The following is a 24520-nucleotide window of genomic DNA, read 5'->3' on the forward strand; positions in this document are numbered from 1 at the left end:
ATGGATGGAACTGGGTTTAGTTTCTTCCGTGTCCGTTTCCTTTTTCGTTACCCTGGTTGCGGTCTTTATCGTTCTTACCTTTGTTTCCGCGTTCTTTATTTTGCTTACTGTTTCCACGATCTTTTTGGTCATCGTTACGATCTTGCTTACCTTTTCCGCGTTTTTCTTGAGCTTTTTCACGTTTTTCAGCAGCTTTTTCTTTCTTTTCTTTTAATTGAGGAGTTTTCACTTTTTCTTGTTTAACTGCTGCTTGTTCAGATTTTTCTTCTTCCGTTCCTTCAGTTTCAGCGTCTTCACCAGCTACTTCTTCCTCTGGAACATCTGTATCTTCAGACTCTTCCTCTTGATCGAGATCATCACCATGCTCTTCTAGTTTTGCAATCTTTTTATCAAGTTTAGCAAAAGCCTTTTGGATGTTTTTCATTAAAGAAGCTTGAGCATTCGGGTTTTTCACATGTGTCAGAGCCATTAGAAGAGCATCGATGTTATGAGATAATTTTGCCTGGAGTTCATCATCCTCGGAACCATCTTCCACTTCCGTTCCTTCTTCTTCAGTAGTTTCCTCATTTTCTGTGACTTGATCTTCTGTTGATTCTTCTTCCTTCACTTCTTCATCCGTAGAAGTCTCTTCTTCAGTTCCTTCTTCCCCTGTACCTTCCTCAGCTTCTTCTCCTGAAGAGCCGTCGTCCTCTGCTTTTTCCATTGCAGCTTCTTGCGCTTTCAACGCTTCTTCAAGGGTCTCTTGTGCCAATTCCTCTTCACCTGCTGCAAAGAGCGCATTCGCCTCAGCGATACGGTTTGCTGCAATCTCTGCTAAAATTTTCGCTTCTTCATATTCGTCAGAAGCTACCGCTAGACGTACATTCTCGATCATCGTTTTTACAAAATAGAAAAAGTCCCCAGGAAGTAGAGAGGGTTCTTCTGCCTCTTCTTCAGTTCCCTCTTCAGTGGTTTCTTCCTCCGTACCTTGTTCAGGTGTCGTTTCTTCTTCAGTTGTGTGTTCTTCATTCGTTGTTTCCTCAGACACGTCAACTGCTGGTGTAGACTCGTCTGTGTTTGCAAACGCAGCTGGTGGTGCTCCAAAAAGCAAAAGTGAAGCTGCGCTGATCGTTGCGATCCATTTTTTGATCATGTTCTCCATCCCCTCTGTTCTTTTTTCCATAAAAAAAGCAGATTGCCGAGGCTGTATGTAACGCTCAACCCAGGAATTTGCTGCCGGACCCTCTCAGGGGTTCCAAGTTATGTATGTATTTCTGATCCTTAGGCAACTGGCTGACATAGGTATAAACCATTAGTCCCTTTAGCTTTGCGTCACTACCTTTCGATAGCTTTGCCTTTATCTGCTTTAATTAGTTTTATTATACAAGAATTCGACAATATTTTTCCAAGTAAAAATTACCTATTTTTTCAGAATATTTCTAGTAATAATCAATCATATAAAACAACTTATTGATAATTTCATTGTTATTAGGAATATTAACCCAGGACTAAAGATTCGCATTCATTGTTAGTTATCCCAAATTTTTGGACTTGCTTTGATCCTTTAGTTCTTTAACAAATTAATGTTTTGTCAGGGTTAGAAACTCAGTCAACCAATAAAAAAGACGAGCACGGTTGACTCGTCAGCAGCATTTTTACCGATTAAGCAATTTTTGAATGTCTTCTTCAATATTTTCAGGTTTGGTCTGAGGAGCGTACCTGTCGATTACTCTGCCCTCTTGATCAACGAGAAACTTGGTGAAATTCCACTTTACCTGGTCAGAAAGCATTCCAGGTGCCTCTTTTATTAGGTGTTTGAATAGAGGATGGGCCTCATTGCCTTTGACATCTACTTTACTGAACATGGGAAAACTTACCCCATAATTGAGTTTACAGAACTCTTGGATGTCTTCTTCAGAGCCCGGTTCCTGATTCATGAATTGGTTGCTAGGAAAGCCGAGTACTTCGAACCCCTCGTCTTTATACGTATCGTACAATCGCTGCAACCCCTCATACTGAGGCGTAAAACCGCATTTGCTTGCTGTATTGACGATCAGCAGTACTTTCCCTTTATAATCGGCTAGCTTCTTATCTTCTCCTGTAATCGACCTAGCTGAAAAATCATGAACACTACTCATAGAAAAAGCCTCCTTTTAACTCAAAAATTAGCAATAACCATCCTCCAAGTCAAAAGATATCGCTTATTCGGTGCCTGGCACCGATTCAGACCCCTTGGGAATACTGACTTCGTGATCGGTGCCTGGCACTTTTCACGAACCCAGTAGTACCAATGGGTAAATTGTCGTGCCTGGTACACTCTAAATAAACAAAAAAAAATGGAGCTGCGTTGAGCAGCTCCGATGAGGGGTTAGGGAGGTAGGACATGTGCCTACGTTTTCAATTTATAATCAAAAACCGTCATTCAGAAGTTTCACCTTCACTTTCACTTTCTTCAGTGTTCGTTTCTTCTTCGGTTGGTTCTTCATTCGTTGGTTCTTCATTCGTTGGTTCTTCTTCAGTGCCGTTACATGCTGTGATTAACATAATTGCGAATAATGCAGAGCCTAGTTTAGCGAGAAAACTTTTGTTCACGGTAACCACTCCTTGTATCGCAAGTTTTGTGCTGGCTTGTGTACCAGCTACTTACAATATAGAGCATTTTCCGTCAAAATTGGGTGATTTTACTGAATGCATAAGGTTTCCTTACGTTTTTAACATCACGCTAACATTGGCTTAACATTTTTTGGATTATAATATTCTCCGTAAAACAGCTCTGACCGGACTTGCATCTGACTCCTCGAGCGGCAGCGGCAAGGCGATCAATTCATAGATCCCTTCTTCAATTTCATCGAGCACAACGCTTTCGAGAATATGGATGTCGTTATTCAACAGGCTGTGATGCGCTGCCAAATCCTTCGAATCTATTTGATCGACGGAAGGTACATCCACCCCGATCAGACGGATGCCTTTTTCTTTTAAAAATGGCGCAAGTTCTTCTGAAAGATATGTGATCGACTCCGGAAACTTACTTCGGTCATGCCAGGAGCCGGTCTTGATCAGCAATCGCTCCACTGCTCCTAAATCATAGCCTTCAAAATCTTCTGGTTTAATCATTTCACGGCCTTCCAAATGGACGACAAGCGCATCGCCAACATAAAGCTCCGGCTGCAAATCCAACATCTTTTTACCATGGTCGTCAAAATGGAACGGTGCATCCACGTGCGTTCCGGTATGCGTGCTCAACGTCAGGCTTCCAACATTGACTGAGCCTGTCTCCTCTTTTGTCCAGTTCAATTTAAAAGAGAAGGGAGTATCGCCAGGCCAAGTTGGCACTCCCTCCTTCAATGGATGAGAAATGTCCCAAATTTTCATCAGCAAAACTCCCTTTTAAAAGCTAATTATTCTTTCTTGTCACCTAACGCGAACATGATTTCAGCTTCACAAGCGACTTCACCATCGACAGTTGCGACAGCTGTGCCTTTCCCCATCGATCCGCGGACACGAGTTAGTTCTACTTCAAGGCGTAATTGATCTCCAGGACGCACTTGTCTTTTAAAACGACATTTGTCGATTCCTGCGAAAAAGGCTAAGCGTCCCCGGTTTTCTTCTTTTTTAAGTAGGGCGACCGCTCCGACTTGAGCAAGCGCTTCGACAATTAGAACGCCTGGCATGACCGGGTATTCTGGGAAATGTCCGTTGAAAAAGTCTTCGTTAGCGGTTACATTTTTAAGTCCGATTGCGCGTTTGCCTTCTTCCACTTCCAATACCTTATCCACCAGTAAAACCGGGTGGCGATGGGGGATGATCGCTTTGATTTCATCAATGTTCAACATATGTAAATCCTCCTATATAGTGCATTCTTCTCCCTATCATAGCATAAAACGTCTTTGAAAAATAAATCCTGGCTGGCGTCACTATTCAAGGGATTTTTCGAGGTCATCTCCAGTAATGGATGCGGTTGGGTCGTTTTCGACAAATTTCTGGTACAGGATGTTCTGGGGATATGGAAAATGAGAGAGGACAGGGTAGGGATTGACGTTAGGGAGTTTGTGGAAGTCGACATATGTCCGGTAACTGCTCCATTCATAAGCTCCTGCTGTTTCGACAAGGTCGGCTTTCACAGGATTCAGGTGGATGTATTTACTGACATCCATTTGATAATTCGGGGACTCGATCAGCTTCGCACCATAACGTCCCTGGAACACATGGCCGACGAATTCATATTTCTTGTTGAAATAAAGTGCATAGCGATGGTGGATTTTCCTCATGATTTGGGTGACCGATGAGTAGTGGGTCTTCAATTGCAGGTGGATGTGATTCGTCATCAGGCAGTAGGAATAGAGGTCGAAGGTGAATTCTGTGCGGGCTTCACTAAGGATTTTCATGTACTTCTGGCGATCTTGATTGTCGTAAAAGAGAGGTGTCTTGCGATTTCCACGCGAGGTGATATGATACTCCGCTCCCGGATACCATATCCTTGGCTTACGAGGCATAACTTCACTCCTTAAAAATATTTGATTATTGGGGATTTTCAGCAGTTGAGATGCTGAATTGCAGGGAAATTCTGAAGATGTCGAAAAAGAGGAAACTACCTTCATTATACCGATAAATAGATAAATATGGAAATTATTTTTGCGCGAAATTCCTACTTCCATTCATTTCGATACGATCAGTGTACCAGGCACCGTTTTGAATCCCCACTCCTGCAAGGCTTCCCGGTTGGTGCCTGGTACCGACTTCAGCGATGGTACCGACTTCAGCGGAAATAATAAAGGCCCGACGGGGGCGGTTTGATTCCGCTCCCAACGGGCTTCTGAGTGTACTATTATTCACTTTTCCATCTAAGAGTCTTTTTTGACGATGTCGATGATGTGCTGCCATGTGTCTTTTTTGAAGACGTCCATCATTTCTCCGTCTCCGACTACACCGTATCCGATTGCGAGTCCTCCCGCAAGGCACAGCGCAAACAGAAGAATGACGATGATCAACCGCAGCCAGATCGGCACGAGACGTACGCGCAGCTTTTCCGCTTCGGCTTTCTGTTGCTTGCGTTCTTCCCGTGAAGAAGGCGAGCTTTCCTCGTTCTTCTTTGGTGTGATTTTCATTAATTTATTTTTACTCGCCTTAAATGCTTGTCTTAAAGAAGATCCTTCATTTTTGGCTTCTGTATTTTTTTGAATCATGTTAACTCCCCATTAACCCTGCCTATCGAATGGTATTCACAAGCCCCATCATCTGATCAGCCATCGTAACCGCTCTGGCATTCATTTGATACGAACGTTGTGTCGTTAAAAGTTGTGTCATCTCATGCGCGACATTGACATTGGACTGTTCCAACGCACCTTGCTGGACCAAACCTTCACCCTGGTCCACTTGTTCGATAGCTTGTCCAACCGCAGTTCCAGGCTCGACTCTGAATCGGTTATCACCTGACGATTCCAACAACTGTGGACGGACAACTTCAGCCAAAGCCAAACGACCGGCATCAACGACCGTACCATCGGGCATTTTTGCTTGAATCGTGCCATTTCCACTGATCGAAATCGAATCGAAACCTACGGGCACCTCGATCGGGCCGTCTTCGCTCATGACACGATCCCCATTCGCAGCAGTAAGTTGTAATTGATCAGGGTTTCCTTCTACTGGTGTTACGTAAAAAGACCCTTCTCTTGTATATTCAATGATTTCGACATTATTTTCAAGTCTTTTCGCAATTTGAAACATAACATTTGGATTTAACAAGGCAACGTCCAGCGTTCTGCCCGTTTCGACAACGCCCCCCTGTTCCAGGCGAAGAGCTGTCCCTGAAACTCTCGCTCCACTTCCAAGACGGATCCCATCCGGTGTCAATCGGCCTTCTTCTGCTTTCCGATTCGGCTGGTTGTTCGTCTCCTGGACAAGTAAATCAGCGAATTGCACATTGCGTCTCTTAAATCCATATGTATTACTATTCGAAAGGTTATTTGAAATCGTGTCTAACTGACGCTGCAACTGGCCCATCGATACAGAAGCCGTAATCATCGATCGATTCATCTTTCTACCTCCTGAAATCTATCCTGCTATAGTAAATCTGTTAATATCCAAATCAGCCAAGTCTACCAATCTCATTTGATGCTTTTTCCATCGTCCGATCATATGCCTGCAATACCTTTTGATTGGCTTCGAATGTCCGATATGCGTTCATCATCTCTACCATCGTCTGTTCGACATCCACGTTCGAGCGCTCAACGAATCCTTGTTTTAATTGATAAGAAACTTCGGGGTTCCCGACTGCCGAAATGATCGCATCTTCATTACCTGCAAGGAAAAGGCCGTTGCCTTCTTTTTCTAATAGATTCGGATTTTCGATCAGCGCGACATTCACCTGGGCACCCGCCTCTAAGATTCTGCCATTGGAATCCATCGTAAAATCAGAACCATCGACCTGGATCCGATTCCTGTCCGTATCTAGTACGAAATCACCGGTGCTCGTTACGAGATTTCCGTTAGCGTCCAGTGAAAAATTCCCATTCCGAGTCAAGCGGATCGCGTCTTCTTCATTTTGTACGGTAAAAAACAAAGCACCTTGCGCTCCGGTCTCTTCATTGATTGGGACTGCGCCTTGAAGAAGAGCAACATCAAGGTTGTTTCCAGTCTCCTGAAGGTCACCCTGTCGGAAATTCGGCATCGTTTCCTGCATGTAAACAGCTGTCGCAAGTGGTCCGACATGCTTACTCGTCGGAATCGCGTGCCCTCCTACGTTCGTTTCACCGAGCCGGCTCAACAACATTTGCGGAAAGGCGCGAAGTGAAGCCTGATCCGCTTTGAATCCGGGTGTATTGGCATTTGCTAGATTGTTCGTCAACAGATCCTGACGCCTTTGCTGCGAAATCATTCCGGACGCCGCTGTGTAAAAACCTCGAAACATGCTGCTCTCCTCCTCTGTTTTTCCAAAGCACTGCATTGCAATGGCTTGTCCATTTTAAAAACTAGTAAAAAGATGATCGCTAGAAAGTCATTGGTAGTTTCAGTCGCTCGTTCAAGACGTTTTTTGCTTCGGTAACTTGTCGATATGTTCGAGCATCAAGCCCGTTCCGCGAGCCACGCAAGTCAACGGATCATCGGCAACATGAACCGGTACCTTCAATTCTTCGGCAAAAAGCTGTTCGATTCCATGTAAAAGTGCACCGCCGCCCGTTAGGATGATTCCTCGGTCGATGATGTCAGCTGAAAGCTCAGGAGGTGTTTTTTCGAGTACGCTTTTCGCAGCCATCACAATGGAATGGACAGATTCATTCAACGCTTCCTCTATCTCTGTAGACCTGATCGTGATGTTACGCGGCAAACCGCTGACCATATCACGGCCGCGGATTTCCATTTCTTCGTCACGAGCTCCTGGAAAGACCGTCGCTACCTCTATCTTGATGCTCTCGGAGGTCCGTTCTCCGATAAGAAGCTTGTACTTCTGTTTTATGTATTGAAGGATGTCCTGATCGAACTTGTCCCCCGCCACTTTAATCGAAGAGGCGGTGACGATATCGCCCATGGATAAAACGGCAACATCTGATGTCCCACCGCCTATGTCAACGACCATGTTCCCATATGGTTGAAAAATGTCCATACCAGCACCAATCGCAGCAACTTTCGGCTCCTCTTCAAGAAATACGTGTTTTGCTCCACTTTTTTGAGCAGCTTCACGGATTGCTTTTTGTTCAACGGTCGTAATGTTGGTCGGGGTACAGATCAAAATTCTCGGCTTGCCTATCAGCCCCCTTACATTAATCTTATCCAAGAAATATTTGAGCATCGCTTCAGTCATTTCGAAATCTGCGATCACCCCATCTTTCAATGGTCTATTTGCGACGATATTTCCAGGAGTTCGCCCCACCATCCTTCGAGCTGCTTCACCAACCTCTAAAACCCGATTCAGGTTATTATCGATGGCAACGACTGATGGTTCGTCGAGGACAATCCCCCGTCCTTTGACATAAATGAGTACGTTCGCGGTACCCAGATCAATGCCCACATCTCTAGAAAACATGCGGTAAATCCTCCCTATTACAGACTAGTTCTATTGGTAGTATGATTTGTTAAATTTATGTAGTTCATCCATTTTATAAGTTTACCATAGTTTGTGTAGAATAGGGACAGAATTTGTCAAAAAATAGTACTTAATCACTACCCAAAAATTAATTGACCACCTTTTCGGTCGATTTTTTGTATTTTTCCCGAGTAGCTTCTCCCCCGCGGAGATGTCGTACCGATTTATGGTACTCCAAAATCTCTTTGACACTGTTGGCCAACTCCGGGTTAATTTCAGGTAATCGTTCCGTTAAATCTTTGTGGACAGTACTTTTCGAAACACCGAATTCCTTCGCGATCATTCGAACGGTTTTTCTTGTCTCCACGATATACCTGCCTATCTTGATGGTTCGTTCTTTGATGTAATCGTGCACACCACTCGCCTCCCTAAATTGGATGTAAGAGGTGCGAAATGAGACTTCAATATCTAGGCTGCGAAATGTTAAATTGTCATCTTCCCCCTATGAACAAAATGACTGCTAAGCTCGCACGCAGCTTTACTTAGACTTCTCATCGCGGTCCCCTAAAGTTCGTTTTGTAACATTTTATTATTAGGGAGGTGGTTATATACCTAAAAGTCAAGTGGGACAAGGGAATTTGTTTACTTTTTATTGAAACAGCCCTCAAAAACGCTTGCCGCACAGTGTCCACCGCTCACAAACAAGCCAATAAAATGTACGAAAAGTTAGAAAATTTATTTGTTCGATGCTACACTTCGGTGCCGGTGCCTGGCACGACAATTTCGCCGTTGGGCCGCAACGGTTTTGATATGGTGCCAGGTACAGTTTTGAATCCCTTGTGCGGCAAGGACTTTGGAAGTGTGCCTGGCACCGATTTGGATCTCTTCTCCCGCAAGGACTTTGGAAGTGTGCCTGACACCGATTTGGATCTCTTCTCCCGTAAGGCTTTTGAAAGTGTGCCTGGTACAGCCAACCGGTATGGCCAACCTTCTTTCGCCTCATTTTTTGCGGTTTTCATACAGATTTTTTGCTCTTGTGTTAAAACTTTTAATGATTCATCCTCGTTCGACAGTATTAGTGTTTTTCTTGCCTTGATAAAGGGATCTCTATAGTGTATTCTTGAAATGTTAGAATTTTCGAATAAATGTTTTTTTGTTCACATCTTACCTACATAGCTACATACGACTCACCTGCATCGAGACACAGCTTCATCCAAACATTCGAGCCAAATTCCAACACAAAAAACAAAAAGAACATAATAACGGGAGGGGACATTGAATGTTCAAAACTTATGAAACCGATTCATTCTTTGATGAAATGCTCCAGGAAAGAGGAAGGCCGCGTGCACATTATCAAACCCTCTATGATCAATTATCCGCCCTTCCCGAGGATGAACTGCAAGCCCGCCATGAAGCTGCTCAGCAGAACTTCCTCAGACAGGGCATCACCTTCACCGTCTATAACGACGATCAGGGTGCGGAGCGTACGATCCCTTTCGATTTCGTCCCGAACATCATTCCGAAGGATGAATGGAAGAAGCTTGAAAAGGGCCTCATTCAACGTGTCAAAGCTCTTAATCTATTTTTAGACGACGTCTACAACGGCCAGCAGATTTTGAAGGATGGCCTCATTCCCCGAGAACTCGTCGTCACCTGTAAACACTTTTATCCCCAGGTAACGAAAATCAAAGTTCCACGAAGAAACCATATTTTTATGGCTGGTATAGATCTGATCAAAGACGAAAACGGAGAGTTCCGCGTCCTTGAGGACAATCTCAGGAATCCGTCCGGACTATCCTACGTGTTCCAGAACCGTTACGTCATGCGTCACGTTTTCCCTGACTTTTTCCAGGACTATGATGTTGTCTCACTCGAAAACCAGTTCACGCACATCCATGACGCTCTTTCTTCCATCGCGCCGAACAATGTCTCAAACCCGAACATCGTACTCCTTACCCCTGGTGTCTATAACTCTGCTTATTTTGATCATAGTTTCATAGCTCAGCAGCTCGGCATTGAACTTGTCGAAGGACGTGACCTGCTCGTCCGCGACCGTATCGTCTATATGAAAACGACGAGAGGGCTGAAACGCGTCGACGTCATTTATCGCCGCATTGACGATGATTTCCTCGATCCGCTCGAGTTCCGTTCTGATTCCATGCTAGGGGTCGCCGGTCTTCTCGATGCTTACCGCGCCGGCAACGTAACCATCAGCAACGGGATCGGAAACGGCGTGGCTGACGACAAAGCAATCTATCATTATGTACCTAACATGATTCGCTATTACCTTGGTGAAGAGCCGATCATCCGCAATGTCGAGACGTATTTTTTACGAGATGAAGAACAACGGAAATATGTACTCGAAAATCTCGATCAACTCGTTGTAAAACAGACGGACGGTTCAGGCGGTTATAATCTTTTGATCGGACCTCATGCAACCGAACAAGAACTCGAAGACTACCGGATCCAGATTGAAAAGAATCCATCCAACTACATTGCACAGCCAATGGTCAACCTTTCACGGCTTCCTGTTTTTAGAGGGAAAAATTTCGCTGGCTGCCACATCGACGTCCGCGCATTCATCTTCAACGGGGAACATCCGCATGTTTTCCCTGGCGGCCTGACAAGGGTTGCGCTGAAAGAAGGCTCGCTCGTCGTCAATTCTTCACAGGGCGGCGGCGGAAAAGATACGTGGGTCATGACCGATTAAGGAGGGACAAGCATGCTTAGCAGAGTTTCGAATTCACTTTACTGGATGTCACGTAATATTGAGCGCGCGGAAAATACCGCCCGACTCATTTCTGTACGCCTGATCGGCAGCATCGAACACAAAGAAAACCACTGGGATGAACTGATTTCGATCAGTGGCGCCAACGATGAATTCGAAAAGCGCTACGATCACTACGATGCCAGATCCGTCATGGACTTCATGTCGTTCTCAAGCGACAACTCAAACTCGATCTTGAATTGTGTAAAATTGGCGCGTGAGGATGCACGGGCGATCCGCGAAATCATCCCGCAGGAATTATGGGAAATGATGAATTCCTTCTATTGGGAAGTCAAACAATATAAGTACGAAAACTGGACGGTCGATACGATCGATGATTTTTATCAGATGATCATCCGCCAGTCTGCCCTATTTCAGGGGATTGTTGAAGCGACGCTATCGTTTGATGAGGCCTATCTGTTCATCAAAATGGCGAAATTCATTGAACGCGCAGAAAAAACGTCCCGCATTCTCAATATCTACTATTACCGTTCTGAGGATCCGGAGCATAACGATCCTTCCCTCTACCGCCACTGGTTCGCGGTCTTGCAATCGGTCAGCGGGCACGAGGCTTACTTGAAAAAGCACCATCCGTTCATCACCGGTGAGCGAGTGATTGAGTTCCTCTTGTTTGACGAAGCTTTCCCACGTTCGATCAATTACTGTTTGGAACAGGTGTACAATGTGTTCCAGGAGCTTGAAAACGGAAAAATCGAGCATTATTCGGAGGATCTGCATCAATTGATCGCCCAGATGCGACAGGATTTTAAAACGATGTCTGTCATTGACGTCATCACAGAGGATATCCATCAATTTTTACAAAAGTTCCAGTCCAATTGCTTTCAGCTTGGCCGTTTGATCAATAAAACCTACTATCTTGGAGAAGTCGGCGTATGAAATACAGGGTCACCCAGCATACACACTACACATACGAGCAACCAGTGAGCCAGAGCATCAATCAATTCCGGCTGAAGCCGATTGATGACGTGAAACAGGAATGCATTTCTTTTAAAAAAGAGATTACCCCGAACGTCCCGTCGTATGTCCATTACGATTATTGGGGCAATCACGTGGAGACGTTCTATGCATGGGAGGACCATGATGAGCTTTTGCTCATGACGACATCTGAAGTGATGATCGATCCGTACGCTTTCAAGGAGGCTTATGCGTTCAGCTCCCAGATGAAGGACGCACTGGTCTCAAACGCGTTCAGGGAACAGTATGCAGAGTTTTTGATGAAGACGGATTACACGACGCTTTCTGATGAGATATGTAAGGAAATTACCGACCCGTTATGGAACCAATGCGATGATCCTTTTGAATTCGTAAAACTGGTGAACAAGTATATATACGATACTTTCACCTACACGCCTGGGTCGACGACGGTAAACACGACCGCTTCGGAAGCTCTGGAAAATAAGGTCGGAGTCTGCCAGGATTACACCCATTTAATGCTGGCGTTATGTCGATCACGTGGAATCCCTGCCCGATATGTGAGTGGTTATCTGTATATCGGTGAAAATTCAGCCATGCGCGGTGATGCTGCTACGCATGCCTGGGTCGAGATAAAGCTTCCGACGGCCGGCTGGATCGGTTTCGACCCGACGAATAACGTCCTTGTAAAAGATCAGCATATCCGTATCGCGGTCGGACGTGATTATGGAGACATCGTCCCGTTGAAGGGTGTCTACCACGGAGGCGTTCAGAAACTTGATGTGAAGGTCAGCGTTTATGCGTTAGAGGAAAATGTAACAGCTTGATAGGGAAAAAAGCGGAAGGCTTGGCGGCCCTCCGCTTTTTGTGTTGGTTTTTTATTGCGTTTTTTTCATGAAGTCGAGGATCTCCAAGTCGATGTATCCTCGTTTCTGTTCGCGTTCTTCAAAATTCTCCTGATGGATGAGCACGCGCAAGGCGTCCAAAACGGCGTCCTCGGAATGTTCGTCGCTTCTTTCAAGATAGCCAAGTCGCTCAAGCTCAAACGCGAGCTGCTGGAAAACATCTCCTTTTACCTCGGCGATCTTCTCTTCTTTTGATCGTGAAAAATAAAGCTGATGTAGATCATGGATGCGGATCAATTCTTTGATCGGTTCCTTGTGATCGTCGACACGAAGATCGATGGAACGGTCATTGTAGCCGCCATAACCGCCTTTATCCTTCACGATTAAGAGGGCTGCGGACTGCTTTCCACGGCTATCTCCACCAGCATGTTGGCCAGCGTTAAGAGCAGTGAGAAGGCATTGAGCCAAGGTGCCTGTGGTGCTCTCGAACGCCGCTCCCATCTGATCGACGGTTTCCTGATTGACGAGAATGTTCCCTTGCGCAGCATAATGCTTACCCGTACGGCCGCCAGCCCAATCATAGCACTCCTTACCCGTAAAAGTCGCGGGATTCCCCTTTGCATCAACGATTCCGACCTGGCGGAGCTCCCGCTGCTCATCTTTTTCCGTCAATAATCTGATCGTTTCTTCAGCAGACTTACCTGACGCCATATGCTCAAGACCTTTCGGGCCGTAAGACGTGTTAGCGAACGACTGTGTCGCCACCGCCCCGACCCCCGCTTTCGCCCATGGAACAACAGATCCCACACCGATGAACTTCGACTGAACCGCAATACCTAGCTCTTCTGTTTCTGGATCAAAACCGACAATAGAAAACGTAGCTACCAAATCCTTCGGAATCTTCCCTGTATACATGAACGAACACTCTCCCTTCTCAACCTCTAACCAGTAATTCTCGATGTCCACCCCATTCCCCTTTTCACCCGAGAAAAAACGTGAACCAGTTCCTTAGGCTGTACCAGGCACCGATTACGAAGCCCTCCCTCAGAAGGAATCTCAATCGGTGCCTGGTACACTTTCAAACCCCTTGCTACGCTTGGGTTTCTGTTCGGTGCCTGGTACACTTTCAGAATCCTTCTCTCCCAACGCTTCTCTGGAAGTGCCAGGCACCGAGGCAGACACCAAGACAAGAAAAAAGCTCTGGAGTTTCTCCAGAGCTTGTCTAGTGTTTATTTGTTTTGACGCTTTAGTGGTTTTAAGCGCCTGATTGATCTTCATCCTCGACAGAGTTTTCCTTTGGTTGAGCGTCGTCATTTTGGGTTTCGCTTGACGGGTTTACGTTCTCTTCATCAGAGTCTACATCAGCTTCTTCTTTTGCGTCCGCATCTGTTTCTTCATCAGTAAGAGTTTCGTTGACTTCTTGCTTTTGAGCAGGAATGTCAGTGACTGTTTTATTGAAGTACTCTTCTGGGTTGACTGCTACGCCATCCTTACGTACTTCAAAGTGTGCGTGTACTTGTGCTTCTTTGTCAAGAAGGCTCATACCTGCTGTTCCTAGGACATCACCTTGCTTCACAGTGTCACCTTTTTCAACTTGTAAGTTTTCGAGGCTAGAGTAGTGCGTCATTACACCGTTATCGTGTTCGATGTGGACGAAGTATCCTACTAGCGGATCCTGACCAGCATCTACAACTTTACCACTCAAGCTTGCCATTACATCAAAAGGTTCACCGCTCTCAGTCGCATAGTTGATTCCTTTATTCTGGAAGTAGGTATTATTATAGAATACGAGAGCTGCTTCTTGTTCTGCTTCAGATGCTTTACTGTCATAGAACTTTCTTTGCACTGTGACGTCATCTGAAACTGGTGACTTAAGTACTTCTGAATCTGACATTACTGGTACTGAATCTTGGTCTTCAAAACCGATTGGATCTGCTTCATCATTTAGTTTATCTCCAATACTATTTTGATACCAAAGAACAGATGCCAAAATCACTGCTGCAAACCCAAGATATACTGCCGGATAAACCCAACGCTTCTTTTTGTACCACTTTGCCTTAAGAGGATTTTTTTGTTTTTCTTCTTCTCTCATTTTGCATCACCTCAGCAACATTGTGGGCACATTTTTCAAAATATATACATTCTGGTAAATTTTTTCTGAATATTATTTCGACAATCAGGGGAAAGTAACAAGTTGCTTGGGATGATACGCTCGTAAAACCACACAAAAATGCCACTGCCTTAAAAGACAGTAGCATTGTGGTTTTGTTTTATTATCGGTGCCTGGTACACTTTCAAAGTCCTTGCAGCACAAGAGATTCAAAACGGTGCCTGGCACCGTCTCAAACTCGTTGGGGCTGTAGGGAGAAATTGTCGTGCCAGGCACGGAAGCGAAAAGGCTGGTTAGTTCGATGCGGTGAGTTTGCTTGTGTAGGCTTGGGTGTCGGTGATTTCTACGCCGTTGTAGTAGTGTTTGACGATTTGGTTATAGTTGTTGCCATCTTGGGCCATTCCGTTGGCGCCATATTGGCTCATGCCAACCCCGTGGCCATAGCCGCGCGTTTGGAAGATCACTTCATCGCCCTTTCTGAGAATTGTAAAATCTGAGGATTTGAGATTCAATCCAACCCGGATATCTTTTCCGCTCATTTTCTTGCCGTTAATTTCAATCGTATCTATATAGTTTCCTTTGGTTCTGCTCAATATTTTTCCGATTTCTCCATCTCCATCAGCTAATTTCACATTCAGCTTCGATTCCACGACATCGATCGGGAACGCTTGTTGATGGAAATACTTCGGTGAATCCTTATCCCATGGACTTTCTACACTTCGCAAATACGGAAACGAGCTCGACCAATAATCCTCAGAGTTTTGCGTAAAACCATTACTAGTAGAAAAGAATAATGCATCGATCGGCTTTCCATCATAGGTGATTATCTTTCCTTCCGTTTCTTTCACCGCTTGTGTAATCTTTTTAATTTTCCACTCGTAATCCTTGCCCCACGCTTTCTGTAGTTCTTGATCATTTTTAAATACCTGATGGATGACCGCATCCGTCACGTCGGCACCCTCGGGCAGATTCATGTCAGCTGGATTCAGGAGCATTTTTATAATATACGTCCTCGCTGTCAACGCCTGTGCCTTCAGTGCTTCGATTTCAAAATCTGCCGGCATCTCAGCCGCGACGACCCCTTTTACATAGTCTTCAAGAGGTAATGTTTCAATTTTTTTGGCAGACGTTTTATAAACTGAGACATCGACTTCTGAATTTAAGACGATCGGCGCTTCGCTTTCTGCCTTTTCCAACTTTCCAGGTGATGCATTTTGTTGGACATTATTTTTAAAAGGTATGACGATCAAACTCGGGAGTAAGAGTATGAATGTAAGTAGTCCTATTAGGAAGAGATAAAATGGTGTTCCAAATCGGATTTGGTTCATTGGCAGCCCCCCAAAATTTCAACAGTTAGTATAGCTTATGGGCGTGGACAACCTTTTAGAACTGAAGAACGTTAACAGGTGCTTCATATAACTACCACGAAACAAACGACGAACTTAAACAAAGTTTCAGCAAAATCACATGCCCAAGTTTCGAAGATCATCGTTCAAGAATAAAGATAATTGCACGAAATCACTCCAGGTATAGTGATATGAAGAAGCATATATTCAGTTAAGTAAATACTATTTTAATTACGATCTGTTCACTTTTTGTAGTAATCTGTTCGTTTTTCGAGATAATCTAACCACTTTTAAGTTAATCTGGTCACTCCTTGATAAATCTGTTCATTTTCTAAATTATTTTGTTCACTTCTCCGATTAATTTGTTCATTCTTAAGTTAAGCTCTTTCAATAAACAAATTTCCCGTTAAAGAGAGGTATTTTGGACACCTTCACAGAAACAAACATTTAAAAGAACAGAGCCAAGAACCAAAAAAGCCGCCTCCCGGTGGAAGACGACTTTCTTATAAGTAGATATATTATGCCTTAGCTTTTAAGTTTTGTGTTGTATTTTCGTTTGTAATCGATTCTGTTTCTTCTTTCACGCGTTCCACATCTGCACCTAGCGCTGCTAATTTCCCAGAGAAATCAACGTATCCGCGATCTAAATGTTGTAGTTCTGTGACTCTTGTGTAACCGTCTGCAATAAGACCTGCAAGGATAAGAGCTGCTCCAGCACGTAAATCTGTTGCTGCTACTTCTGCACCTTGAAGCTTCGCTGGTCCATTGATCACTGCAGAACGACCTTCGATTTTAATATCACCATTCATACGGCGGAATTCTTCCACGTGCATGAAACGATTTTCAAAAACAGTTTCCGTAATCACACTTGTTCCATTGGCTGCTAATAATAAAGCCATCATTTGGGACTGAAGGTCAGTTGGAAAACCAGGATGTGGCATCGTTTTGATGTCAACCGGCTTCAACTTTTCTGGTCCAATGATACGAACGCCTTTTCCTGTTTCAGTTATAGAGACGCCCATTTCCTGAAGCTTTGATACTAGTGGTGTCAAATGTTCATTTTGTGCGTTCTCGATCGTCACATCACCGCCAGTGATTGCAGCAGCAACCATGAATGTTCCAGCTTCAATACGGTCCGCTATGACTTGATGTTCAGCACCATGCATTTCTTCTACACCTTCAATACGAAGTGTGCCTGTACCTGCCCCGTATACCTTAGCCCCCATTGCGTTCAGGTAATTCGCAAGACAAACGATTTCAGGTTCCTTCGCTACATTCTCAATGATGCTCGTGCCTTCGGCTAAGGCAGCTGCCATCATGATGTTTTCAGTTGCACCTACACTTGGGAAATCCAAATAGATTTTAGCCCCTTGTAAGCGCCCTTCCTTTTTCGCTTCGATAAAACCGTTCCCGATTTTAACTTCCGCTCCCATGGCTTCAAAGCCTTTTAAATGCTGGTCGATCGGACGTGATCCAATTGCACAGCCTCCTGGTAAAGCAATTCGTGCGATCCCGACTCTTGCAAGTAATGGACCCATCACCAAGAATGATGCTCTCATTTTACGAACATATTCAAAAGGTGCTTCTGTTTTCAATGGGCGTGTAGCATCTACTTTTATCTGATTATTCGAGTATTCAGCGCCAATATTCAAATGGCGTAGTACTTCGTTTATCGTATAAACATCGGCAAGTGCTGGCACTTCCGAAATAGTGCTTGTTCCTTTACTAGCTAGAATCGATGCTGCGATGACAGGCAGTACGGCATTCTTAGCCCCTTCTACTCTGACGGAGCCTTCTAACCGCCTACCACCACGGACGATGATTTTTTCCAAGATAATTCCCCTCCGCGTCCAATTTATATATTAATATTCAGTCGTAATTATCGGTGTTCCAATTGTTATGGTTGTCTTTCCGCCTATTCCGCTGTTCCGGAGTCCAATTTGCAGGTTCATCCGTTTTCGATCTGATTGGATTGAAGGCTTCCATTCGTCAGTATATGCTGATAGGGACAGAAATGTCTCTTCGTTTAATGTCTCAATTATGGATGCGTCAAATGACTGAACGAGTTGTTTCGCCAATTTTTGCAAAACAATACCCATTTTATCAGATTTTATACCTTCAACACAAGTATATATTTTCGCATTCTCCCCTAGAAACAGCTGGACTTTGTGCCTATACTCAGGTTTGAAAGCTTTCCAACTTTCAGGATCCCAGGACTTCCCCTGAACATAATAAATAATGTACGCCATATATTGATTTTTGTGGGGGTAAGCAAATACTGAAACTTTCTCTTCAATACCATATGGATTCTTATAATGCCCTGTTACGTTCCAATGTTCTTTTGTTTCGACAATCTTCCCCCACCGGAAGTTTGGCGATTTTGCCTGCAGGCTTTCTACTAACGATACATACCCTGTAAAATCTGAAACAAAACCAAAATTGTTTTTACCATAAAAAGACCAACCTTCGATTGTTATGTCAGACTGCTCCATAACGCGGGTTATATCCAAAAGTTCTTGATCAGACCATGTGGATTGTTTCGCCTCAGCACCTGAAAAACATGCAAGCAAAATCGTCAACGACATTCCGAATAGTATGAATTTTTGTTTCATGAATCCCCACTCCTCTCCTCATTACAATTGTTGCCATGAGAAAGAGGTTCATACATGGAAGATGTAGTCAAGATGCGACAAAGTCTGTCCTCATCCGTCGACAATCTTCATTATGTATTGATCTCTAAAAAATAGGCTCCTTTGTAAATTCACTCCCTTTCCGCGGGCGATTCGTAAGCCTCCGCACTTGCACAGAATCTCAATACAAAAATAAAATTTTTTTCGTGTCTGCGATGAGAACCCTTGGAATCTTTCCTTCTGCTGACTCCGAAGTTCACCACGAGACCACGGACTTATATTCCATGCTATTTTGCAGTTTTGCGCCGAGTAACCGCAGGCGCCGGATGTGGTGGTATTTAGTCGGAATACAATATTATAATCAAATCCTTAAATCGCTACAGGGTCTCGATTGGCTAGCTTTCCCCGCAGGAAGTGTCGTGAATTTAGCACATCCTATGGCAGAAAATTCTCGTCTATTCATTCGTTATTTTTTAGAACAGATATTTCAACTGTGTCGACCAAGACAAATAATTCATGAAAAACGATGTTAAAAGTGACGCAAGTGCGATTGTCAGTAAAATCATCAACAATTGTGCTTGGAAGACCCGCCCACTTTTAATGAACCTTTCAAAATTGAGTGCTTGTAACGCCCACCAGGATACAGCGAGAAAAACGATACTCACGATTATATTCAACAAAGCTTGTGTTCCAAATGGGTGCATAAGACGTTAGACCTCCAATAATTTGCACACCTATATTATTCGACAGGTTTTTCACTTTTCCTTCGGTTATTTTCATCAATCTACAAAATAAACCTTTAGACCTAATTTATCACCTATTTCCCGCGCAATATTCGACATTTCCCCGTATATTCAAGAAAGGTGATGTCCTTATGTGCAGCGCATTTGTCCAGAAACTTTGATGTTTTGTCCAAATAATCCGGATTTTTGTCCAGATAAAGATTTGTCCAGAAAGCTATTTTAAAAGAAGACACCCTTCAAATGGATGCCTTCCTATATATGGTACTTCTACTTTATAAACAGCTCGTTCATATCGAATCCTTGGAAAAACTCGTATGCAGCGCTTGGATAGACACCGAACAAGATGGTGCCGGCTGTACAGATGATCATGACGATCAACAACCCGATCGACGGGCGCATCCGTTCTACTCCGCCTTTACGGAAAAAGATCTGTACGAGGACATTGAAATAATATACGTAAGATACGACCGTCGTGGCGATCATAACAGAGGCCAGTAAATAGTGCCCGGTACCAAGGGAGCTCATGAAGATCCCGAATTTCCCGATGAATCCTGCTGTGAATGGAAGTCCAGCAAGCGACAGAATGAACACGCCCATCATCACCGCTACCCATGGCGCACGTTTATACAGTCCCGCAAACGCCGTGAAGTCTTCTGATTTCTCACGTTCGGTTACGAATTGGATGACAGCGAACGCACCGATATTCATCAATAAATAGGCGAGTAGATAGAACCATGTCATTTTAAAAACGAGCAGCGACAATGAGACGAATGGCACGAGCACATAACCAGCGTGTGCGATACTCGAGTATGCGAACATGCGCTTGATGTTTCGTTGTCTCAAGGCAACCAGATTACCTATAACCATCGTAACACCGGCAATGACTGCGATGTATGGCTGAAGCTCCAGAATGATCGCGTTATGCCAGCCCTGTACAGATAAAAACGTGATCAGGAATACTTTTAAAATCAATGTAAATCCAGCTGACTTCGAAACGACGCTTAAGAAAGTTGTTACAGGAGTCGCAGAGCCCTGGTATACATCAGGGACCCACATGTGGAATGGAGCAGCTGCGATCTTAAACGAAAGCCCGACAAACAGCATGACGAATGACATTATCACAAGGAAAGCGTTTTGTTCAACAACGGGGTTTGTCAAAGCCTCACCAATGTCATACAGATTGGTCGCTCCTGTCAAACCGTAAATATAGCTCATTCCGAAAAGAGTGATCGCAGTGGCGATTCCACCATTGACGACATATTTGAACGCCGCTTCGTTGGAATGGAGATTGGTTTTACGAATCCCCGCTAATACATAGGAAGAAATCGATAATAACTCAAGTCCGACGAACAAGGTGATGAGGTCGGCACTGGACGCCATCATCATCGCACCGAGCAATGCCGTCAGCAAGAGATAGAAGAATTCTCCTCTGAACTCCCATTTCGTTTTCCCTCCATAATCAAGGGCCAACAACAATATCAATCCGGTCGCCACAAGGAACAATAATTTGAATGCGAGCGCGAATGAATCAAAGCGATACGTGTCATATAGGATGCTCGTCGGTTCTGTGCCGATCTGCGTGAGTGAAAAAACGATCGCAATGATCACACCCGCAATCCCTACAAGCGCCAACGGCTTACGGCTCGCCTTATTCGGCATGAACAAATCCATCAACGACAGCAAAGTCGCTACAATCAATATCGTGAATTCAGGGGCCATGATACCCCAGTCATAGCTCAACAATTTTTCTAGTGTCATACAACAGCCCCCCTACCTGCCATCATGGCATTGATCGTAAGTTGCAGCATATCAGATAGGACTGCTGGATAAACTCCAATCAGAACAATCAAAAAGGTCAGTACCAAGGCTGGCACCCATTCCACAAACCGCGCTTCTTTAATCGAAACAAGTGGTTCTTTCGTTTCGCCGAACGTTATCGCTAATACGGCACGCAGCATATAGACCGCTGTCAGGATGATTCCTAGTGCCCCTACTGCTGCTAGCACTGGCATGACTTCGAATAGTCCGAGGAATGCCATGAATTCACTGACAAAGCCGGACATTCCAGGGAGCCCGAGTGACGCGAGACCTCCAGCAAGCAAGAATCCAGCGGTGACCGGCATCACTCTTGCCATTCCACCTAAATGCGTGATCAACGACGTTCCTGTACGTTGGTACATCAAACCGACTAGGAAAAACAGCAACGCTGAGATTAATCCGTGGGAGATGACTTGGAACATCGCCCCTTGGATACCAGCATCGGTCAAGCTTCCGAGTCCGATCAGTACAATCCCCATATGAGAGACACTGGAGTATGCGAGGACCTTTTTAAAATCAATCTGTACGAAGGCGATGAACGCACCGTATAAAAGGTTGATGACTCCGAGTAAAGCGATCCAGAAGGCAATCTTCTCAAACTCCCCTGGAAAGAACCCGATTCCGAACTGATAAAGTCCATAAGCACCGATCTTGAGCAAGATTCCAGAGTGGATCATGACAATCGATGGTGGTGCTTGGACGTGCACTTGCAGCATCCAGGAGTGTAATGGCACGATTGGCAATTTCACGCCTAATGCGACCAATAAGGCAATCAACAGTCCCATCCGGAAGTTTTCTCCCATGTACAACCGCTCAAGCAACTCAGGCGGTTGGCTCAAGAACGCGGATAGACCAGTGAAATTCATTGTTCCTGCCTTCATATAAAGGATGATGAACACGATTAGTAATATCGCAGAACCTAATCCGTTATAGATTAAAAAGCTGTATGCTGCCTTCTCTTTGTCAAGATAACCCCACTTTCCGATCAGGAAGAAGGTTGGTATCAATGTGATTTCGAAAAAGATGAAGAAAAGCAGCAAGTTTTGTGAAGCGAAAACCCCAAGCATGCCGATTTCCAATAGAAGGAACAGCATGAAGTAGCCTTTCGACTGCTCCGTGATCCAGGCGGAGGCTGCTGCAGCAAGTGTCGACACAATCGCTGTCAACAATAAAAGCAGCACGGTCAATCCATTAACACCGAGTTCATAGTTGACCGAGAAATCCCCGCCGTTCTGCATGGCTTGAAGATCGAAATTGATCCATTTGTATTGCTCGATAAATTGTAATGATTCGTTCGCACTGTCAAATCCAAAATAAACGATAAAAGCAAAGACGAGCGGCAACAGCGTAGCTAAAAATCCGACCCACTTGATAGCGCTATCTTCGGTTTTCGGCACAAACAACAATACCAGTATTCCTACAATCGGGGAGAAAATAAGTGCAGATAGTAGAATTGAATCCATTACGTCAAGTACCCCCCTAACCAGGCAACGATGAGAAGCAGGACAGCCATTCCGGCGAACGCAACCGATCCATAAAGCTGCACCTGTCCGTTCTGGGCTTTCGAGCTGATTTTACTCAACCACCCGACAGCACCAGTTACAAGCTGGACGACACCTTCGACGACGAAGCGATCGATATAATACCAGAAGTAACTGAAGCCTCTCGTTCCTTTTACAAAACTATAATCGTACGTTTCATCGATGAAGTATTTGTTCAATAAAATATAGTGGAAATCCGGTGAGGCTTCGGATAGCCTCCTCACTTTTTGCTTTGCATAGACGAGCCATGCCATGAAAATTCCCAGCAATGAAACGGCTGTGGCGACAACAGGGATCCACCAGTGTGCCTCATGGTGATGTATTTCTACATAAGGATTTTTCGCCAGATAATCACCAAGCACTTGCGCTACCGGCGTATTGATATAACCTGCCACCACTGCCAAAATCCCGAGCACAACCATCGGGAACACCATGACACCCGGTGACTCGTGGACTTTTTTCACTTTACCGCGGTTCTCGCCAGTAAAGACGAGGAAAAACAGCCGGAACATATAAAATGCAGTCAAGAATGCCGCGATAACTGCGATCCAGAATAATCCATAACGGCCATCTGCATAGGTTGCCGCTAAAATTTCATCCTTACTGAAGAAGCCAGACAACAAAGGTACACCTGAAATCGCCATCGCACCGATCAAGAACAACGGTGCTGTCCATTTCATCTTCTTCCATAGGCCGCCCATTTCATGGATGTTTTGTGTATGTACGGCATGGATGACACTTCCAGCTGCCAGGAACAAGAGCGCTTTGAAAAATGCATGAGTAGTCAAATGGAAGATTCCGGCGACATAGCCTGAGGATCCTAATGCAAGCATCATGTAGCCAAGCTGACTGACTGTGGAATACGCTAGGACACGTTTGATATCTGCCTGCGCAAGACCGATTGTTGCTGCAAAAATCGCAGTAAAACCACCGACGACAGCGACCGTTGTCATCGCCGTTTCAGACGCTTCGAATAGCGGGAATGTAGCCGCGACAAGATACACACCAGCTGCAACCATCGTTGCTGCGTGGATCAAAGCTGAAACCGGTGTCGGACCTTCCATCGCATCCGGTAACCATGTATGTAATGGGAATTGACCTGATTTACCGATTGCCCCGATGAAAATCAAAATCGCGGTCAGTGTGATCCAGCCCTGTGAAATATCTCCTGCTGCGACTGCATCAAAGATGACATCGAGTTCAAAGCTTCCCACCTGCCAGAATAGCAAGATCATCCCGATGAACAGGCCGACATCCCCGATACGCGTCATGATGAAGGCTTTCTTCGCTGCTTCACGTGCCTCATTTTTATAAAAGTAGTACCCGATCAACAGGAATGAACCGACACCGACAAGCTCCCAGAAAATATAGAGCTGCAAAAGGTTCGGTGAAACAACGAGCCCGAGCATCGCGAATGTGAATAAGCCAAGGTATGCAAAAAAGACAGGAAAACGATTGTCGTCATGCATATAACCCTTGGAATACACCTGGATGAGAAAGCTGACGAGCGAGACGATGACGAGCATAAGCGCGTTCAACGGATTGATTTCATAACCGACCGTCAGTACAGTGTCTCCGATCGCAAGCCATTCAAGGGTTTGTTTTACAGGTTCTCCGCCCCACTGTCCCATGAAAATGACGACAGATAAAATAAGGGAGCCTAATGTCAGTGTTGAGCCGACGTGTGCTGATGTTTCTTTCAACCTACGACCAAACAATAAGAGAAGGACGAAGGATAGAAGTGGTAACACAGGTATGAGCCAGATGATTGGGTTCATTGTCGATCCT

The 24520-nt window shown here is 44.7% G+C and carries 25 protein-coding genes and 1 riboswitch; of the genes, 4 read left to right on the forward strand and 21 right to left on the reverse strand.

The genetic code is table 11. The features are described 5' to 3' along the window. Positions 1–16 precede the first annotated feature (16 nt). The 12 genes from KOL94_RS15305 to spoIIID form a co-directional block, all read right to left on the reverse strand. Complete coding sequence (locus KOL94_RS15305; RefSeq protein ID WP_221567253.1) at positions 17–1132, reverse strand: DUF5667 domain-containing protein; 1116 nt, start codon at positions 1130–1132, stop codon at positions 17–19. A 128-nt stretch (positions 1133–1260) separates the two neighbouring features. Next, positions 1261–1345: riboswitch (cyclic di-GMP riboswitch) on the reverse strand. 289 nt (positions 1346–1634) lie between these two features. Then, positions 1635–2117, reverse strand: a complete 483-nt coding sequence (locus tag KOL94_RS15310; protein ID WP_221567254.1) for a glutathione peroxidase — start codon at positions 2115–2117, stop codon at positions 1635–1637. 280 nt (positions 2118–2397) lie between these two features. Further along, entirely contained in the window at positions 2398–2571 is a 174-nt protein-coding gene (locus KOL94_RS15315) for a hypothetical protein (RefSeq protein WP_221567255.1), read from the reverse strand. 156 nt (positions 2572–2727) lie between these two features. After that, positions 2728–3351: an arylformamidase gene (gene kynB, locus KOL94_RS15320; protein ID WP_221567256.1), complete on the reverse strand. Its 624-nt coding sequence runs from the start codon at positions 3349–3351 to the stop codon at positions 2728–2730. A 26-nt stretch (positions 3352–3377) separates the two neighbouring features. Then, the gene (fabZ, locus tag KOL94_RS15325) at positions 3378–3812 is read right to left on the reverse strand and encodes a 3-hydroxyacyl-ACP dehydratase FabZ (protein WP_221567257.1); all 435 of its coding nucleotides are present in this window, start codon (positions 3810–3812) and stop codon (positions 3378–3380) included. A gap of 81 nt (positions 3813–3893) precedes the next feature. After that, positions 3894–4472 carry a transposase gene (locus tag KOL94_RS15330; RefSeq protein WP_221567258.1) on the reverse strand — a complete coding sequence of 193 codons (579 nt, stop codon included), beginning with the start codon at positions 4470–4472 and terminating at the stop codon, positions 3894–3896. A gap of 133 nt (positions 4473–4605) precedes the next feature. Beyond that, positions 4606–4860 (reverse strand): hypothetical protein, encoded by a 255-nt coding sequence (locus KOL94_RS15335; RefSeq protein WP_221567769.1) that lies wholly within the window; start codon positions 4858–4860, stop codon positions 4606–4608. Further along, the gene (locus KOL94_RS15340; RefSeq protein ID WP_260412338.1) at positions 4821–5162 is read right to left on the reverse strand and encodes a DNA-directed RNA polymerase subunit beta; all 342 of its coding nucleotides are present in this window, start codon (positions 5160–5162) and stop codon (positions 4821–4823) included. Before KOL94_RS15340 ends, KOL94_RS15335 begins: the two co-directional genes overlap by 40 nt. A 22-nt stretch (positions 5163–5184) precedes the next feature. Then, a complete protein-coding gene (locus KOL94_RS15345; RefSeq protein ID WP_221567259.1) occupies positions 5185–6012 on the reverse strand; it encodes a flagellar hook-basal body protein in 828 nt (275 codons plus the stop codon). Between the two features lie 52 nt (positions 6013–6064). Further along, on the reverse strand, positions 6065–6886 hold the full coding sequence (locus KOL94_RS15350; RefSeq protein WP_221567260.1) for a flagellar hook-basal body protein: 822 nt from the start codon (positions 6884–6886) through the stop codon (positions 6065–6067). A 111-nt stretch (positions 6887–6997) separates the two neighbouring features. Then, positions 6998–7999, reverse strand: coding sequence for a rod shape-determining protein (gene mreB, locus KOL94_RS15355; RefSeq protein WP_221567261.1), 1002 nt, complete (start codon positions 7997–7999; stop codon positions 6998–7000). A gap of 148 nt (positions 8000–8147) precedes the next feature. Continuing rightward, positions 8148–8414: a sporulation transcriptional regulator SpoIIID gene (gene spoIIID, locus KOL94_RS15360; RefSeq protein ID WP_221567262.1), complete on the reverse strand. Its 267-nt coding sequence runs from the start codon at positions 8412–8414 to the stop codon at positions 8148–8150. A 185-nt stretch (positions 8415–8599) separates the two neighbouring features. Here spoIIID and KOL94_RS15365 point away from each other — a divergent pair, with 185 nt between their 5' ends. From KOL94_RS15365 to KOL94_RS15380, 4 genes are all read left to right on the forward strand, one after another. Further along, positions 8600–9112 (forward strand): hypothetical protein, encoded by a 513-nt coding sequence (locus KOL94_RS15365; protein WP_221567263.1) that lies wholly within the window; start codon positions 8600–8602, stop codon positions 9110–9112. Positions 9113–9278: 166 nt separating this feature from the next. Continuing rightward, complete coding sequence (locus KOL94_RS15370; protein WP_221567264.1) at positions 9279–10709, forward strand: circularly permuted type 2 ATP-grasp protein; 1431 nt, start codon at positions 9279–9281, stop codon at positions 10707–10709. Between the two features lie 12 nt (positions 10710–10721). Further along, positions 10722–11663 carry an alpha-E domain-containing protein gene (locus KOL94_RS15375; protein WP_221567265.1) on the forward strand — a complete coding sequence of 314 codons (942 nt, stop codon included), beginning with the start codon at positions 10722–10724 and terminating at the stop codon, positions 11661–11663. Further along, positions 11660–12526: a transglutaminase family protein gene (locus KOL94_RS15380; RefSeq protein ID WP_221567266.1), complete on the forward strand. Its 867-nt coding sequence runs from the start codon at positions 11660–11662 to the stop codon at positions 12524–12526. Before KOL94_RS15375 ends, KOL94_RS15380 begins: the two co-directional genes overlap by 4 nt. A gap of 51 nt (positions 12527–12577) precedes the next feature. Here KOL94_RS15380 and KOL94_RS15385 read toward each other — a convergent pair whose 3' ends face one another. The 9 genes from KOL94_RS15385 to nuoL all read right to left on the reverse strand — a co-directional run bounded on the left by KOL94_RS15385 (position 12578) and on the right by nuoL (position 24510). Next, a complete protein-coding gene (locus tag KOL94_RS15385; protein WP_221567751.1) occupies positions 12578–13459 on the reverse strand; it encodes a DUF1028 domain-containing protein in 882 nt (293 codons plus the stop codon). A 340-nt stretch (positions 13460–13799) separates the two neighbouring features. After that, the gene (spoIIQ, locus tag KOL94_RS15390; protein WP_221567267.1) at positions 13800–14636 is read right to left on the reverse strand and encodes a stage II sporulation protein SpoIIQ; all 837 of its coding nucleotides are present in this window, start codon (positions 14634–14636) and stop codon (positions 13800–13802) included. A 311-nt stretch (positions 14637–14947) separates the two neighbouring features. Beyond that, positions 14948–15982, reverse strand: a complete 1035-nt coding sequence (gene spoIID, locus KOL94_RS15395; RefSeq protein ID WP_221567268.1) for a stage II sporulation protein D — start codon at positions 15980–15982, stop codon at positions 14948–14950. Positions 15983–16518: 536 nt separating this feature from the next. Then, positions 16519–17832, reverse strand: a complete 1314-nt coding sequence (gene murA, locus KOL94_RS15400; RefSeq protein ID WP_221567269.1) for a UDP-N-acetylglucosamine 1-carboxyvinyltransferase — start codon at positions 17830–17832, stop codon at positions 16519–16521. Between the two features lie 30 nt (positions 17833–17862). Beyond that, a complete protein-coding gene (locus tag KOL94_RS15405) occupies positions 17863–18612 on the reverse strand; it encodes a YwmB family TATA-box binding protein (RefSeq protein ID WP_221567270.1) in 750 nt (249 codons plus the stop codon). 491 nt (positions 18613–19103) lie between these two features. Next, entirely contained in the window at positions 19104–19334 is a 231-nt protein-coding gene (locus KOL94_RS15410; protein ID WP_221567271.1) for a DUF1146 family protein, read from the reverse strand. A gap of 306 nt (positions 19335–19640) precedes the next feature. Continuing rightward, the gene (gene nuoN / locus KOL94_RS15415) at positions 19641–21131 is read right to left on the reverse strand and encodes an NADH-quinone oxidoreductase subunit NuoN (RefSeq protein ID WP_221567272.1); all 1491 of its coding nucleotides are present in this window, start codon (positions 21129–21131) and stop codon (positions 19641–19643) included. Continuing rightward, positions 21128–22654, reverse strand: coding sequence for a complex I subunit 4 family protein (locus KOL94_RS15420; RefSeq protein WP_221567273.1), 1527 nt, complete (start codon positions 22652–22654; stop codon positions 21128–21130). The genes nuoN and KOL94_RS15420 overlap by 4 nt, the downstream gene beginning before the upstream one ends. Next, positions 22654–24510, reverse strand: coding sequence for an NADH-quinone oxidoreductase subunit L (gene nuoL / locus KOL94_RS15425; protein ID WP_221567274.1), 1857 nt, complete (start codon positions 24508–24510; stop codon positions 22654–22656). The genes KOL94_RS15420 and nuoL overlap by 1 nt, the downstream gene beginning before the upstream one ends. Positions 24511–24520 lie beyond the last annotated feature (10 nt).

The sequence above is a fragment of the Alkalihalobacillus sp. TS-13 genome, from assembly GCF_019720915.1.
GTDB lineage: Bacteria > Bacillota > Bacilli > Bacillales > Fictibacillaceae > Pseudalkalibacillus.